The organism is Streptomyces silvae (genome assembly GCF_016745505.1).
Lineage (GTDB): Bacteria > Actinomycetota > Actinomycetes > Streptomycetales > Streptomycetaceae > Streptomyces > Streptomyces silvae.
In genome coordinates this window covers 1-13,356 of sequence record NZ_JAERUC010000166.1, presented here as the reverse complement: position 1 = coordinate 13,356, position 13,356 = coordinate 1, and the positions used below count along the sequence as shown (strand labels likewise).

The following is a 13,356-nucleotide window of genomic DNA, read 5'->3' as shown; positions in this document are numbered from 1 at the left end:
CGCTGGCGCTGGCCGCCGGAGAACTCGTGCGGATAGCGGTTGTAGTGCTCGGGGTTGAGCCCCACCAGCTCCAGCAGCCGCTGGACCTCCGCCTTCACGCCGCCCTCGGGCTTGACGCCCTGGAGCCGGAAGGGGGTCCCGACGATGCCGCCGACCGTGTGGCGCGGGTTCAGCGAGCCGTACGGGTCCTGGAAGATCATCTGGATGTCGCGGCGCATCGGCCGCAGCTTCCCCGCGGACATGTGCGTGATGTCGCGGCCCTGGAACTCGACCGTGCCGCCGGTCGGCTCCAGGAGCCGGGTCACCAGCCGGCCCATGGTCGACTTGCCGCAGCCCGACTCGCCGACGACGCCCAGGGTCTCGCCGGGGCGCACGTCGAAGGTGAGCCCGTCCACGGCCTGGACCGCGCCGACCTTGCGCTTCAGCACTCCCTTGGTGATCGGGAAGTGCTTGACCAGGTTGTCGACCTTGAGGAGCGGCTCGGAGCCGTCCGACCCCGACCCGTCCGACCCGGCCGCGGGAGACGCGGGAGTCTTCTTGTTCAGATCAGTCACAGCTTCGGCGCAATCTCTTCGGTCCAGATCCGGTCGCGCTGCTCACGCGACATGTGGCACGCGGAGTAGTGCCCGTCGCTGACCTGCTGCAGCTCCGGGCGCTCGGTGCGGGTGATGTTGTCCGGCGGGACGTCGGCGTACGGGCAGCGCGGGTGGAAGGCGCAGCCCGACGGGACGTTGATGAGGCTGGGCGGCGATCCCTTGACCGGGATGAGCCGCTCGGTCTGCTCCCGGTCGATGCGCGGCATCGAGCCCAGCAGACCCCAGGTGTAGGGGTGCTGGGGCTCGTAGAACACCTTCTCGGAGGTGCCGCGCTCGATGCACCGTCCCGCGTACATCACGAGCAGGTTGTCCGCGATCTCCGCGACGACACCGAGGTCGTGGGTGATCATGACGACCGCGGAGCCGAACTCCTTCTGCAGATCGCGGATGAGGTCGAGGATCTGCGCCTGGACGGTGACGTCGAGGGCGGTCGTCGGCTCGTCGGCGATGAGCAGCTGCGGGTTGTTGACCAGGGCCATCGCGATCATCGCGCGCTGGCGCATACCGCCGGAGAACTGGTGCGGGTAGTCCTCGTACCGGCGGTGCGGCTCGGGGATGCCGACGCGGTCGAGCATCTCGATCGCGCGCTTCTTCGCGGTCTTCTTGTCGACCTTGTTGTGGACCCGGTGGGCCTCCACGATCTGCGCGCCGATGCTGTAGTACGGGTGCAGGGCGGACAGCGGGTCCTGGAAGATCATAGCCATCTTCTGGCCGCGCAGCTTGCGCACGCGCTCGGGGCCGGCGCCGATCAGCTCCTCGCCGTCGAGCCAGATCTCCCCGCCGATCCGGGCGCGCTCCGAGGTGTGCAGGCCCATGATCCCCAGCGAGGTCACGGACTTGCCGGAACCGGACTCGCCGACGATGCCGAGGGTCTGGCCGGCCTTCAGGTCGAAGCTGACGCCGTCGACGGACTTCACCAGGCCGTCGTCGGTGTCGAAGTGGACGCTGAGGTTGCGTACGGACAAAAATTCCTTGGCGTCCCCGGCCCGCTGGGCCGGGACGGTGTCCGCCGCCGGGGAGTCCTTCTTGATTGCGTCGCTCATGAGAGCCTCACCCGGGGGTCGATCGCGGCGTACACGAGGTCCACCAGCAGGTTGCAGATGACGATGAAGAAGGCGGCGACCAGGGTCACGCCCATCACCTTGGGCAGGTCGGCGGTGGTCACGCCCTGGATGGCGAACGCACCGAGACCCTGGAAGGAGAAGACCCGTTCGGTGATGACGGCGCCGCCGAGGAGCAGCGCGAAGTCCATGCCGAAGATCGTGACGAGCGGGGTGAGCGCGGAGCGCAGACCGTGCTTGACGACGACCTTGCGTTCCTGGAGGCCCTTGGCCCGCGCGGTTCTGATGTAGTCCTCGCCCATCGTCTCCAGCATCCCGGCCCGGGTGAGCCGGGCGTAGAGGGCGGAGTAGAGCAGGGCGAGCGTGCACCAGGGCAGGACGAGGCTGCCCGCCCACGCGACGGGGTCGTCGGCGAACGGTACGTACTCCCCGTTGCCGAACAGCGCCAGGACGACGAGGCCGGTGAAGAACATCGGCAGCGAGACGCCGGCGAGGGCGACGCCCATGGAGAGGCGGTCGAAGAACGAGCCCCGCTTCAGGGCGGAGAGGACACCGATGGCGACACCGGAGACGACCCACAGGACCGCGGCACCGACGGCCAGCGACAGCGTGACCGGGACACGGTCGACGAGCTGGGGCCAGATCTCGGTGTGGGTCTTGAAGGAGTACCCGAAGCACGGGGCGTTGCAGGTGACGGGGTCGGGGCCGAACTGGTAGTCGGCGCCGACGACGATGCCCTTGACGAAGTTCCAGTACTGGAGGTACAGGGGCTGGTCGAGCCCCAGGTTCTTCTTGACCGCGGCGATGACGTCGGGGTCGGGGCTCTTCCCGACGTACTGGGCGGCCATCGAGTCGAGGGTCTGCCCGCCGAGGCGGGGGACGAGGAAGAAGATCGCGAACGTGACTGCGCTGACCACCAGCAGCAGCAACACCGCGGCGAATACGCGTCGGATGATGTACGCAGCCACAGCCGTGCGGCGCCGGGCGGGCGGACGGGGTACGCCCGCCGGCCCGGCGCCTTCACCTGCCTTTCAGGGGATGCTGTCGATGAACAGGTGTTACTTGGTGGACGTCATCAGCACGTAGTCGTACATGCCGAGGTACGCGTCCGTGACCGTGACGTTCGCCGCGGAGTCCGGGCGGTAGAGCAGGTTCTTGCGGTAGAAGAGCGGAACGACCGAGGCGTTCTCCATGACCTTCTGGTCGACCTCGCCCCACGTGGCGTTGCGCGCCGTGGTGTCGACGGTGCCGATGCCCTTGACGAGGAGGTCGTTGATGACCTTGTCGTCGAGCTCCATCAGGTTGGTGCCACCGGAGGGCTTGATGGCCGAGCCGTTCACGATCTGGTCGAGGAAGCCGAAGCCGGTCGGCCAGTCGGCGCCCCACGCCATCATCATCATGCCGACCTTGTTCTTGTGGACCCAGTCCGGGACACCCGCGAAGTCGGTGAAGTACTTGTCGGCCGGGAACTGCTTGATCTCGGCGGTGATACCGATCGCCTTCAGGCTGCCCTGGAGCTGCGTGGCGGCGGTGATCTCGTCAGGACGGTCCGAGCGCGCCGTCAGCGTGGTCTTGAAGCCCTTGGGCTGACCGCACTTGGTCAGGTGCTCCTTCGCCTTGGCGACGTCACCCTTGTTGCCCTCGGACGGGTACAGGTCGAACTTCTTGTAACCGGCGACGGACGGCGGGATGACCGTGGTGGCCGGGTCGCCCTTCACGGAGCCGCCGATGGAGTCGACCATGCTCTGCTTGTCGACCGCGTACTGGACGGCCTTGCGGCACTCGGCGTTGTCGAACGGCTTCACGTTGACGTTCAGCGCCAGGTACTGGAGGGCGCCGGCGTACGGGTTGTCCGTCTTCGCCTTCTCGGCGGCCTTCGCCAGGACCTTGGGCTGGGTCTTGGACTGCAGACCCGTGCCCTCGGCGCCCACGGTGATGGCGTCGTTGAGCAGGTGGTCGTCGATCGTGGTGGCGTTGACGTTGAACTTGAGCTCGACCTTGTCGGCCAGCGCCTTGCGGATCGGGTCCGTCTTCGGGTCCCACTCCGGGTTGCGGACCAGCGTGGCGCCCTTGCTCTCGTCGTACGCCGAGACCTTGTACGGACCCGAGGAGACCATCTTCTGGACGTAGCTGGCGCCCGTGTCGGCCTTCTGCTGGATCGGGGCGGTCTGCGAGAACGCCGCGAGGTAGTCCATGTCCGCGAACGGCTTGTTCAGCTTGAAGACGATCGTGTGGTCGTCCGGGGTCTCGATGGACTTGAGGCCCTCGGGGGACTTGTCCTTGTACGGACCCTTGTACTTGTCGCCGCCGTCGAGGTAGGCCTTGAAGTACGTCGGGCCGTTGGACAGGGCCTCCGGCGCGAAGTTGGAGCGCTCGACGGCGTACTTGACGTCCTTCGAGGTGATCTCGGTGCCGTCCTCGAACTTCACGCCCTCGCGGAGCGTGTACGTCCAGGTCTTGGCGTCCGCGCTCGCCTTGCCGAGGCTGGTGGCGAGGTCGGGGACGACCTCCAGGCTCTCCTTGCCGGCGGCCGGCTTGAAGGTCACCAGGGAACGGGCGTACAGGCGGGAGAAGTTCTGCACCCAGCCGTAGTACGTGTTGCCCGGGTCCAGGGAGTCCGGACCACTCGCGTGCTCCAGAGTGACCGTCCCCCCCTTCTTGTCGGTCGCGTTGACGACGCTGGTCAGCGCCGCGTCGGCCTTGGCGTTGCCCCCACCGCCGTTTCCGTCACTGCCCGAGTCGCTGCTGCTGCACGCCGATGCGCCGAGCGACACCGCTACGGCCACGGCTATGGCCGCTGCTGTCTTTCTGTTCTGCATGCTGAGGAAAGCCCCCTCGCTAGTCCGGTGCGGCACTGCCGCGATTACTTGCCACGAGGGTCGAGTGCGTCACGCAGCCCGTCCCCCAGCAGATTGAAGGCCAGCACGGTGATGAAGATCGCCATGCCGGGGATGACCATGAACATCGGGTCCACCTCGTAGAGGTCGACCGCCTGCGTGAGCATGCCGCCCCAGGACGCCTGCGGCGGCGCGATGCCCACGCCGAGGAAGGACAGCGAGGCCTCGAAGAGGATGTTCGTGGGGATCAGCAGCGTCGCGTACACGAGGATCGGCGCGATCAGGTTCGGCAGCAGCTCGCGGAAGAGGATGAACGGTCCGCGGGCGCCCAGCGACCTGGCGGCCTCGACGAACTCCCGTTCGCGCAGCGACAGGGTCTGCGCGCGGACGATGCGGCCGATGTAGGGCCAGCTGAAGAAGCCGATCACGAAGATCAGGACCGCGATCCGCAGCGTGAGTCCTTCCATCCCGAAGGCGTTGCCCTGCAGGGAGGCGGAGATCGAGATCGCGAAGAGCAGCAGCGGGAAGGCGAGGAAGGTGTCCATCAGCCGGCTGATGAAGCTGTCCACCCAGCCGCCGTAGAAGCCGGCCACGACGCCCATGACGACGCCGATGACGACGGAGAGCAGCGTGGAGCCGACGGCGACCACCAGGGAGACCCAGGAGCCTTCCAGGATGCGCGCCAGGATGTCGCGCCCGGTCTGCGGTTCCACCCCGAGGGGGTGGTCCCAGCTGATGCCGCCCAGGGAGCCCTTGGGCGCCAGCATGACCGGGTCGACCAGGCTCTGGTTGAACGCGTTGGGGTCGAGTCCCAGGAGGGACTGGAGCGGCTTGGAGAGCACCGCGGTGATGATCAGCAGGACGACAACGATGCCACCGGCCATGGCGGCCTTGTCCCGCTTGAAGCGCGTCCAGGCGATGCGGCCGAGCGAGCGGCCCTCGATCTCCTTGCGCCCGGCGCCTTCCAGCACCGTTTCGGGCCGCGCATCCGCCCCGGTGGTCTCGATCGGTGCCGTCATTGCGCTGGAGACCCCTCTCGGCCGACGGTGGCCGGCCTGTGACCGCCGCTGTAGCGGCTCTAACAAAACATGACAGATGCGCTCACACATGCCGAACTCACCCTGTTTGAAAGAGGGGTTCGCCGGGCATGGAGCACCTGCTGTGTGGAGTCTTCAACCACTTTGCGATCACCCGCCAGACCTGACAGGGAATGTTTGCTCAAACGTGATGCTGCCAAGTGTCTTCCGTTATCCGGACAGCTGTGCTTGGTGAGCGGATTCCCTGGTCATCAATGCACCATAACGGGCATGAGGCCCAGGGGTATTGAAGAGGTCATCAATACCCCGTCGGCCCCTGGACCGGCTGACGCCTTCTCAGTACGCGTGCGGCGCCGGGCCCGTGGCGGGCGGGTAGCCGTACCCCGTGGCGGCGGGTGCCGGGGCGTGCGCCTCGCGGTCGTAGAACGGCCGGGCGTTGGCGTTCAGCCACATCGCGACGGGGTCGTACTCGTCGGACAGCGAGACCGTGGAGACGGGCAGCCCCTCGGGGACCACACCGATCGACTGCTGCATCATCGCGCGGGCCGCGTCGACGGCCGGGCGGCCGTTGTCGTAGAGGTCGAGCCCGATCGCGAGGTACGGGGCGCCCAGCGCGGGCTGCACCCAGGCGCGGCGCAGCGCGCGGACGGCCGAGGTGCGGTGGGCGTTCTGCGAGAGCAGGGCGTAGAACTGCGGGAGCTCGATGGCGGGTTCGGTGAGCCGCAGCGGGCCCGCGGGCATCCGGTCCAGGCCGGTGGCGATGCGCCGGAGATCCAGCCACGGGATGCCGACGCCGCCGCCGGGTGCGTGCGGGTTGAGCCAGATCCCCCAGCGGTCGGGGAAGAGGGAGCGGGCGATGTCGCGGCCCGTGGTCACCTCGTGGGCCCTGTTCCAGCCGCTGGCCGAGAGCTCCTGGGCGGAGGTCACGCACGGGGCGTAACCCGTCCCGCCGACCTCCATGTTGCCGTACTGGGCGTCGGGGGAACCCGCCGTGCCGTGCCAGAGCAGCATCCAGACCTGGCCGTCGGCCAGGGAGCGCAGCAGTGCCTCGTACGCGTCGAGGCGCCCGGGGGTCACTTGGCGAAGCATGTGCTCGACCTGCCCGGCCGCCGCGGTGCCTGACGCACTCACTGGGTCCCGCCCCTCTTCGTTCCGCTGTTCCCGCATGCCGCACGGTGCTGTGGCGCCACTCCCGGGCACACGGGGCGGCCTCGTCATCCAACCAGCTTATGCGCCGCCCCTGACACCGGCTTGACGCCACGTGGCGTCAGGGGTTCGCGCTCTCAGTACGCGTCGCGCCGGTAGAAGGGGCGCACCTTCTCCAGCATCCAGTCGGCGACCGGGTCCTGGGTCAGGTCGAGCAGGACGAGATTGACCGGCCAGGGCACCTGGACGCGGCCCAGGGCGCGCCCCAGGGCGTCCAGCGGCGCGCTCTGCGCCGCGGCGTCCAGCACGGCGGCCTCGACGCCGACGATGAGGACGGGGCTCTCGCCCTCGATGCTGGCCAGCGTCCGGCGCGCGGTGTTCACCACCCCGGTCCCCTGGAACTCGGCGGACACCGCGGAGAGGAAGTCGACGGGGTCCTCCTTCCAGTCCGGCTCGTACAGCCGGACCCGGCCGCCGCTCGCGGGGCCGTCCAGCGGGGTGCGCCCGGCCCGGCAGAGCTCGGCGACGGCGGCCGGCGGCAGCGGCACCCCGACGGCCCCGCCGGGGTTCACGGCGACACCGAGCTGCGGGGGCAGACCGCGGGCGAACTCGCGCGCGGGCGCGACGGTGAAGGAGAGATGCGCGCCGGCGCACTGGAGGAACTGCGCCTCGGAGCTGAACACGGGGACGTACGCGCCGCCGTCGATGTCGACCGTCGGCAGGTCGAGTCCAATGCTGTCGGGCCCCCCGCCGTTCGGCAGGGGCACCCAGACCTGGCTGCGGCCGAGCACCTCGACCAGCCGGCCGGCCGCCCCGGGTACGCCGAGCGAGGCGCTGAGCACTTCTTCGAGCTCGTTGGCCGGCCACCCCTGGGGAGGATGCGACGGGGCCTGGGCCTGAGCCGGAATGTCCACGGTGTCTGTGTCCCTTTCTCGCCGTGCGCTGCGGCTGAAACCTTAGTCCGGGTCGGGACACGGGGGCAGCGCCCCGGTCGGGAACGCCGTCCGGTCCACCGCACCGTCCAGATACCGGACAGTCGGCCGGAGGTCTGCGAACTGTGCGTATGCGAATGGTGACGCCGCGACCGGCCTACTCCTGGGGGAGTCCCGCCTCCCGGAAGGAGATCCTGCCGATCGCCGCCGCCGCGTCCCGGTCGAGCAGCACCGCCGAGGCACAGCCCCGGGGCAGCAGGCCCGTCTCGGTGTCGCGCAGCAGCCGGCCGACGGCTCGCCGGTGCCGCGCGAACGCGTAGCCGGACACCCCCCGGCCGCGCTCCCGCTGGCCCTGCCTGGCCACCAGGGGGGTGACGTCGAGCAGGAGGAGGTGCAGGACGCCGCCCCGCCGCCGGGCCTCGCGCGCCAGCCAGCGCCGCACCCAGGCCTGCGTACCGCAGTCGTGCACGACGACGGATCCGCCCGACCGCAGCCGCCGCCACAGCCCGGCGTAGTGCGCGACGCGCACCAGGGGACGATAGAGGGCGTACGGGAGTAAGGCGGGCAGGACCGCCGCCCACCGGTCCCTGGTGTCCTGGGAGTCGACCGCGTGCTCCTCGACCGCCCGGCGGATCAGCGTCGACTTGCCGCTGCCGGGCAGCCCGGAGACCACCACGACATCGCCCGCCGCGAAGTCCAGGCCGTGCGGCCCCCGGCCGCCCCCGCCCCGCAGATCACGCACCACCGAGGTGTGTCCGGCCACCGGTTCCCGGGCGGGTGCGCCCGGCTGCCGGGGCATCGCACCGCGTGCCGCCCCCGCGGTGGTCGCGTAGCGCTGCAACGTCATCGCCCTCCCCCTGCCGAGCCCTGCCGGTCACCCACTGGACCTGCCCAAGAAGTGTAAAGAAAAGGTAATGCGGCACAACCGGTTCCACCCGTACGTGTCCCCGTGGGCGCCCCGTACGCGTCCCGTGGCCGTCCCCTTGTATGTGTCCGCGCGCGTGCGCGCGGACACCCGGCCTTCCACCGGTCAGGACCGGGACGCCCCACTCTCCCGCAAGGCGTGCGATGATGACCCCGCCAACTGCATACCGGCCGTTTGAATCCGCGCGGGAGAGTCCCGGTCACCGTGTGCGCCGGGCGCCGAAGGAGCAAGTTCCTCCCTTGAATCTCTCAGGCCCCGTACCGCGTGGATGAGGCAGATCTGAAAAGCGGGCCGCTCCGCGGCTCCACCCAAGGTGCAAGCCGGACCCTTTCAGGGGCTCTCGGCGAACCTCTCAGGTTCCGATGACAGATGGGGAGGGAACCACCCCCTGTCGTCATGCCCTGGAGCCATGCCCATGAGCACTGCCCCCCGTCTCACCGCCCTCGATGCCCTGCACCGGTCCCTGGGCGCGACCATGACCGACTTCGCGGGCTGGGACATGCCCCTGCGGTACGCCAGCGAGCGCGACGAGCACAACGCCGTACGCACCCGCGCCGGCCTGTTCGACCTGTCGCACATGGGCGAGATCACCGTCACCGGCCCGCAGGCCGCGGCCTTCCTGAGCTACGCCCTGGTCGGCAACATCGCCACCGTCGGCGTGGGCCGGGCCCGCTACACCATGATCGTCGAGGCGGACGGCGGGATCCTGGACGACCTGATCGTCTACCGCCTGGCGGAGACCGAGGCCCCCGAGTATCTGGTGGTGGCCAACGCGGGCAACGCGCAGCTCGTCCTGGACACCCTGACCGAGCGCGCCGGCGACTTCGACGCCGAGGTGCGGGACGACCGCGACGCGTACGCGCTGCTCGCCGTCCAGGGCCCCGACTCCCCCGCCGTACTGAAGTCGGTCACCGACGCCGACCTCGACGGACTGAAGTACTACGCCGGACTCCCAGGAACGGTGGCCGGTGTCCCCGCGCTCATCGCCCGTACGGGCTACACCGGCGAGGACGGCTTCGAGCTCTTCGTGGACCCGGCCCACGCCGAGCAGCTGTGGAAGGCCCTCACCGAGGCCGGCGCACCGTACGGCCTGATCCCCTGCGGGCTCTCCTGCCGTGACACGCTCCGCCTGGAGGCGGGCATGCCGCTGTACGGGCACGAGCTGACCACCGCGCTGACGCCCTTCGACGCCGGCCTGGGCAGGGTCGTGAAGTTCGAGAAGGAGGGTGACTTCGTCGGCCGCGAGGCGCTGACCGCCGCGGCGGAGCGCGCGGAGACCGCCCCGCCGCGCAAGCTCGTCGGCCTGGTGGCCGAGGGCCGCCGGGTGCCGCGCGCCGGCTTCTCCGTCGTGGTGGACGGCCAGGTCGTCGGCGAGGTCACCTCGGGTGCGCCGTCACCCACCCTGGGCAAGCCGATCGCCATGGCCTACGTGGACGCGGCGCACGCCGAGCCCGGCACGGAGGGTGTCGGCGTCGACATCCGGGGCACGCACGAGCCGTACGAGGTCGTGGCGCTGCCGTTCTACAAGCGCCGTAAGTGACACGTCGCGCCGCACACGTGACGTAGTCGTGTCTCACACCGTAAGACCACCGTTCATCAGCACTCCCCCGCGTACAGGAGAATTCAGGTCATGAGCAACCCCCAGCAGCTGCGGTACAGCAAGGAGCACGAGTGGCTGTCGGCCCTCGAGGACGGCGTGGCCACGGTCGGTATCACCGAGTTCGCGGCCAACGCGCTCGGTGACGTCGTCTACGCCCAGCTCCCGGAGGTCGGTGACACGGTGACCGCGGGCGAGACCTGCGGTGAGCTGGAGTCGACCAAGTCGGTCAGCGACCTGTACTCGCCGGTGACCGGCGAGGTGACCGCGGCCAACCAGGACGTCGTGGACGACCCGTCGCTGGTGAACTCCGCCCCCTTCGAGGGCGGCTGGCTGTTCAAGGTGCGCGTCGCGGAGGAGCCGAAGGACCTTCTCTCCGCCGACGAGTACACCGCGTTCTCCGGCAACTGAGACCTTAGGGACCCACTGATGTCGCTTCTCAACTCCTCCCTCCACGAGCTGGACCCGGACGTCGCCGCCGCCGTCGACGCCGAGCTCCACCGTCAGCAGTCCACCCTCGAGATGATCGCCTCGGAGAACTTCGCTCCGGTCGCGGTCATGGAGGCGCAGGGCTCCGTCCTCACCAACAAGTACGCCGAGGGCTACCCGGGCCGCCGCTACTACGGTGGCTGCGAGCACGTCGACGTGGTCGAGCAGATCGCGATCGACCGCATCAAGGCGCTCTTCGGCGCCGAGGCCGCGAACGTCCAGCCGCACTCGGGTGCGCAGGCCAACGCCGCCGCGATGTTCGCACTGCTGAAGCCGGGCGACACGATCATGGGCCTGAACCTGGCCCACGGCGGTCACCTGACCCACGGCATGAAGATCAACTTCTCCGGCAAGCTCTACAACGTGGTCCCGTACCACGTCGACGACACCGGCGTCGTGGACATGGCCGAGGTCGAGCGCCTCGCCAAGGAGTCGAAGCCGAAGCTCATCGTGGCCGGCTGGTCCGCCTACCCGCGTCAGCTGGACTTCGCCGCCTTCCGCCGCATCGCGGACGAGGTCGGCGCGTACCTGATGGTCGACATGGCGCACTTCGCCGGCCTGGTCGCCGCGGGGCTGCACCCCAACCCGGTGCCGCACGCCCACGTCGTCACCACCACCACGCACAAGACCCTCGGCGGTCCGCGCGGCGGCGTCATCCTGTCGACGCAGGAGCTCGCCAAGAAGATCAACTCGGCGGTCTTCCCGGGTCAGCAGGGTGGCCCGCTGGAGCACGTGATCGCGGCCAAGGCGGTCTCCTTCAAGGTCGCGGCGACCGACGCGTTCAAGGAGCGCCAGCAGCGCACCCTGGACGGCGCCCGCATCCTCGCCGAGCGCCTGGTGCAGCCGGACGTCACCGAGGTGGGCGTCTCCGTCCTCTCCGGCGGTACGGACGTGCACCTGGTCCTGGTCGACCTGCGCAACTCCGAGCTGGACGGCCAGCAGGCCGAGGACCGGCTCCACGAGCTGGGCATCACGGTCAACCGGAACGCCATCCCGAACGACCCGCGGCCCCCGATGGTCACCTCGGGTCTGCGGATCGGCACGCCGGCGCTGGCCACCCGCGGTTTCCAGGCCGAGGACTTCACCGAGGTCGCCGAGATCATCGCGGCCGCGCTGAAGCCGGCGTACGACGCGGACGACCTCAAGGCCCGCGTGGCCGCGCTGGCCGCGAAGTTCCCGCTGTACCCCGGCATCAAGTAGTCACCCGCGATTTGCACGCAGGGTGGGGGCACCGCGCACACTGAACACAGTGAGCCCGGTGCCCCCACCCCTTTGCCCCGCGCTCCCGGGCCCACCGGCCCGTTCCGCACCACCCGGCGGACAACGACGTCCACCAACGCCTTAGGAGTACTCCCGTGGCCCTCTCGGTCTTCGACCTCTTCTCGGTCGGTATCGGCCCGTCCAGCTCCCACACGGTCGGCCCGATGCGCGCGGCCCGCATGTTCGCCCGCCGCCTCAAGAACGAGGGCCTGCTGGCCCACACCGCCTCGATACGGGCCGAGCTGTACGGCTCGCTCGGCGCGACCGGCCACGGGCACGGCACGCCCAAGGCGGTCCTGCTGGGCCTCGAGGGCGAGTCGCCCCGCACCGTCGACGTGGAGGGCGCCGACGCCCGCGTCGAGGAGATCCGCGCCTCGGGGCGGATCAGTCTGCTGGGCGTGCACGACATCCCCTTCGACGCCGACGAGCAGCTGGTCCTGCACCGGCGCAAGGCCCTGCCGTACCACGCCAACGGGATGACGGTCCTCGCGTACGACCGTGACGGCGCCCCGCTGCTGGAGAAGACGTACTACTCGGTGGGCGGCGGCTTCGTCGTCGACGAGGACGCCGTGGCCGGCGAGGACCCGATCATCCCGGACGACACCGTCCTGAAGCACCCCTTCCGCACCGGTGACGAGCTGCTGAGGCTCGCCCGGGAGACCGGTCTTTCCATCTCCTCGCTGATGCTGGAGAACGAGAAGGCCTGGCGCACCGAGGGCGAGATCCGGGCCGGCCTGCTGGAGATCTGGCGCGTCATGGAGGCCTGCATCGCGCGCGGCATGTCCCGCGAGGGCATCCTTCCCGGCGGCCTGAAGGTCCGGCGCCGGGCCGCGAACTCGGCCAGGCAGCTGCGCGCCGAGGGAGCCCCGCAGACACACGCGATGGAGTGGATCACCCTCTACGCGATGGCCGTCAACGAGGAGAACGCCGCCGGCGGCCGGGTCGTCACCGCCCCGACCAACGGCGCGGCGGGCATCATCCCCGCGGTCCTGCACTACTGGATGAACTTCGCGGCGGGCGGCTGCACGGAGGCCGAGAAGGAGGACGGCGTCGTCCGCTTCCTGCTGGCGGCCGGCGCGATCGGCATGCTCTTCAAGGAGAACGCCTCCATCTCCGGCGCCGAGGTGGGCTGCCAGGGCGAGGTCGGCTCCGCCTGCTCGATGGCCGCGGGCGCCCTCGCCGAGGTCATGGGCGGCTCCCCCGAGCAGGTGGAGAACGCCGCCGAGATCGGCATGGAGCACAACCTGGGCCTGACCTGCGACCCGGTCGGCGGACTGGTCCAGATCCCGTGCATCGAGCGCAACGGCATGGCGGCGGTCAAGGCGGTCACGGCGGCCAAGATGGCGCTGCGCGGCGACGGCAGCCACAAGGTCTCCCTGGACAAGGTCATCAAGACCATGAAGGAGACGGGCGCGGACATGAGCGTCAAGTACAAGGAGACGGCGCGGGGCGGGCTCGCGGTGAACATCATCGAGT

The 13,356-nt window shown here is 69.7% G+C and carries 12 protein-coding genes and 1 riboswitch; of the genes, 4 read left to right on the top strand and 8 right to left on the bottom strand.

What is annotated here, in order from left to right:
• The 8 genes from JKV81_RS26160 to JKV81_RS26125 form a co-directional block, all read right to left on the bottom strand.
• Nucleotides 1–554, bottom strand: a 554-nt coding sequence (locus JKV81_RS26160; RefSeq protein ID WP_202078073.1) for an ATP-binding cassette domain-containing protein, incomplete at its 3' end; no start/stop codon positions are given.
• Nucleotides 551–1,639, bottom strand: coding sequence for an ABC transporter ATP-binding protein (locus tag JKV81_RS26155; RefSeq protein ID WP_099174359.1), 1,089 nt, complete (start codon nt 1,637–1,639; stop codon nt 551–553). The genes JKV81_RS26155 and JKV81_RS26160, both read right to left, overlap by 4 nt.
• Complete coding sequence (locus JKV81_RS26150) at nt 1,636–2,625, bottom strand: ABC transporter permease (protein WP_164493637.1); 990 nt, start codon at nt 2,623–2,625, stop codon at nt 1,636–1,638. The genes JKV81_RS26155 and JKV81_RS26150 overlap by 4 nt, the downstream gene beginning before the upstream one ends.
• A gap of 90 nt (nt 2,626–2,715) precedes the next feature.
• Nucleotides 2,716–4,476, bottom strand: a complete 1,761-nt coding sequence (locus JKV81_RS26145; protein ID WP_129265574.1) for an ABC transporter substrate-binding protein — start codon at nt 4,474–4,476, stop codon at nt 2,716–2,718.
• Between the two features lie 44 nt (nt 4,477–4,520).
• Entirely contained in the window at nt 4,521–5,513 is a 993-nt protein-coding gene (locus tag JKV81_RS26140) for an ABC transporter permease (RefSeq protein WP_099174362.1), read from the bottom strand.
• Nucleotides 5,514–5,867: 354 nt separating this feature from the next.
• Nucleotides 5,868–6,662, bottom strand: a complete 795-nt coding sequence (locus tag JKV81_RS26135; protein ID WP_129265573.1) for an enhanced serine sensitivity protein SseB C-terminal domain-containing protein — start codon at nt 6,660–6,662, stop codon at nt 5,868–5,870.
• 152 nt (nt 6,663–6,814) lie between these two features.
• The gene (locus JKV81_RS26130) at nt 6,815–7,591 is read right to left on the bottom strand and encodes an enhanced serine sensitivity protein SseB (RefSeq protein WP_202078071.1); all 777 of its coding nucleotides are present in this window, start codon (nt 7,589–7,591) and stop codon (nt 6,815–6,817) included.
• Nucleotides 7,592–7,766: 175 nt separating this feature from the next.
• Nucleotides 7,767–8,456 carry an AAA family ATPase gene (locus tag JKV81_RS26125; RefSeq protein WP_129265571.1) on the bottom strand — a complete coding sequence of 230 codons (690 nt, stop codon included), beginning with the start codon at nt 8,454–8,456 and terminating at the stop codon, nt 7,767–7,769.
• Nucleotides 8,457–8,709: 253 nt separating this feature from the next.
• A riboswitch (glycine riboswitch) is annotated at nt 8,710–8,807 on the top strand.
• A gap of 142 nt (nt 8,808–8,949) precedes the next feature.
• On the opposite strand from JKV81_RS26125, the gene gcvT reads away from it, so the two are divergent.
• The 4 genes from gcvT to JKV81_RS26105 all read left to right on the top strand — a co-directional run.
• The gene (gene gcvT, locus JKV81_RS26120) at nt 8,950–10,074 is read left to right on the top strand and encodes a glycine cleavage system aminomethyltransferase GcvT (protein WP_202078069.1); all 1,125 of its coding nucleotides are present in this window, start codon (nt 8,950–8,952) and stop codon (nt 10,072–10,074) included.
• 90 nt (nt 10,075–10,164) lie between these two features.
• Nucleotides 10,165–10,542 (top strand): glycine cleavage system protein GcvH, encoded by a 378-nt coding sequence (gene gcvH / locus JKV81_RS26115; protein WP_099174367.1) that lies wholly within the window; start codon nt 10,165–10,167, stop codon nt 10,540–10,542.
• An 18-nt stretch (nt 10,543–10,560) separates the two neighbouring features.
• Nucleotides 10,561–11,820 carry a serine hydroxymethyltransferase gene (gene glyA / locus JKV81_RS26110; RefSeq protein ID WP_202078067.1) on the top strand — a complete coding sequence of 420 codons (1,260 nt, stop codon included), beginning with the start codon at nt 10,561–10,563 and terminating at the stop codon, nt 11,818–11,820.
• Nucleotides 11,821–11,975: 155 nt separating this feature from the next.
• On the top strand, nt 11,976–13,356 hold a 1,381-nt coding region (locus tag JKV81_RS26105), incomplete at its 3' end, for an L-serine ammonia-lyase (RefSeq protein WP_202078065.1).

What these genes read in the sequence shown, in the direction of transcription:
- JKV81_RS26140 (WP_099174362.1), bottom strand. Translation starts at nt 5,513, where the DNA reads ATGACGGCACCGATCGAGACCACCGGGGCGGATGCGCGGCCCGAAACG.
- gcvH (WP_099174367.1), top strand. Translation starts at nt 10,165, where the DNA reads ATGAGCAACCCCCAGCAGCTGCGGTACAGCAAGGAGCACGAGTGGCTG.
- JKV81_RS26145 (WP_129265574.1), bottom strand. Translation starts at nt 4,476, where the DNA reads ATGCAGAACAGAAAGACAGCAGCGGCCATAGCCGTGGCCGTAGCGGTG.
- JKV81_RS26155 (WP_099174359.1), bottom strand. Translation starts at nt 1,639, where the DNA reads ATGAGCGACGCAATCAAGAAGGACTCCCCGGCGGCGGACACCGTCCCG.
- glyA (WP_202078067.1), top strand. Translation starts at nt 10,561, where the DNA reads ATGTCGCTTCTCAACTCCTCCCTCCACGAGCTGGACCCGGACGTCGCC.
- gcvT (WP_202078069.1), top strand. Translation starts at nt 8,950, where the DNA reads ATGAGCACTGCCCCCCGTCTCACCGCCCTCGATGCCCTGCACCGGTCC.
- JKV81_RS26125 (WP_129265571.1), bottom strand. Translation starts at nt 8,456, where the DNA reads ATGACGTTGCAGCGCTACGCGACCACCGCGGGGGCGGCACGCGGTGCG.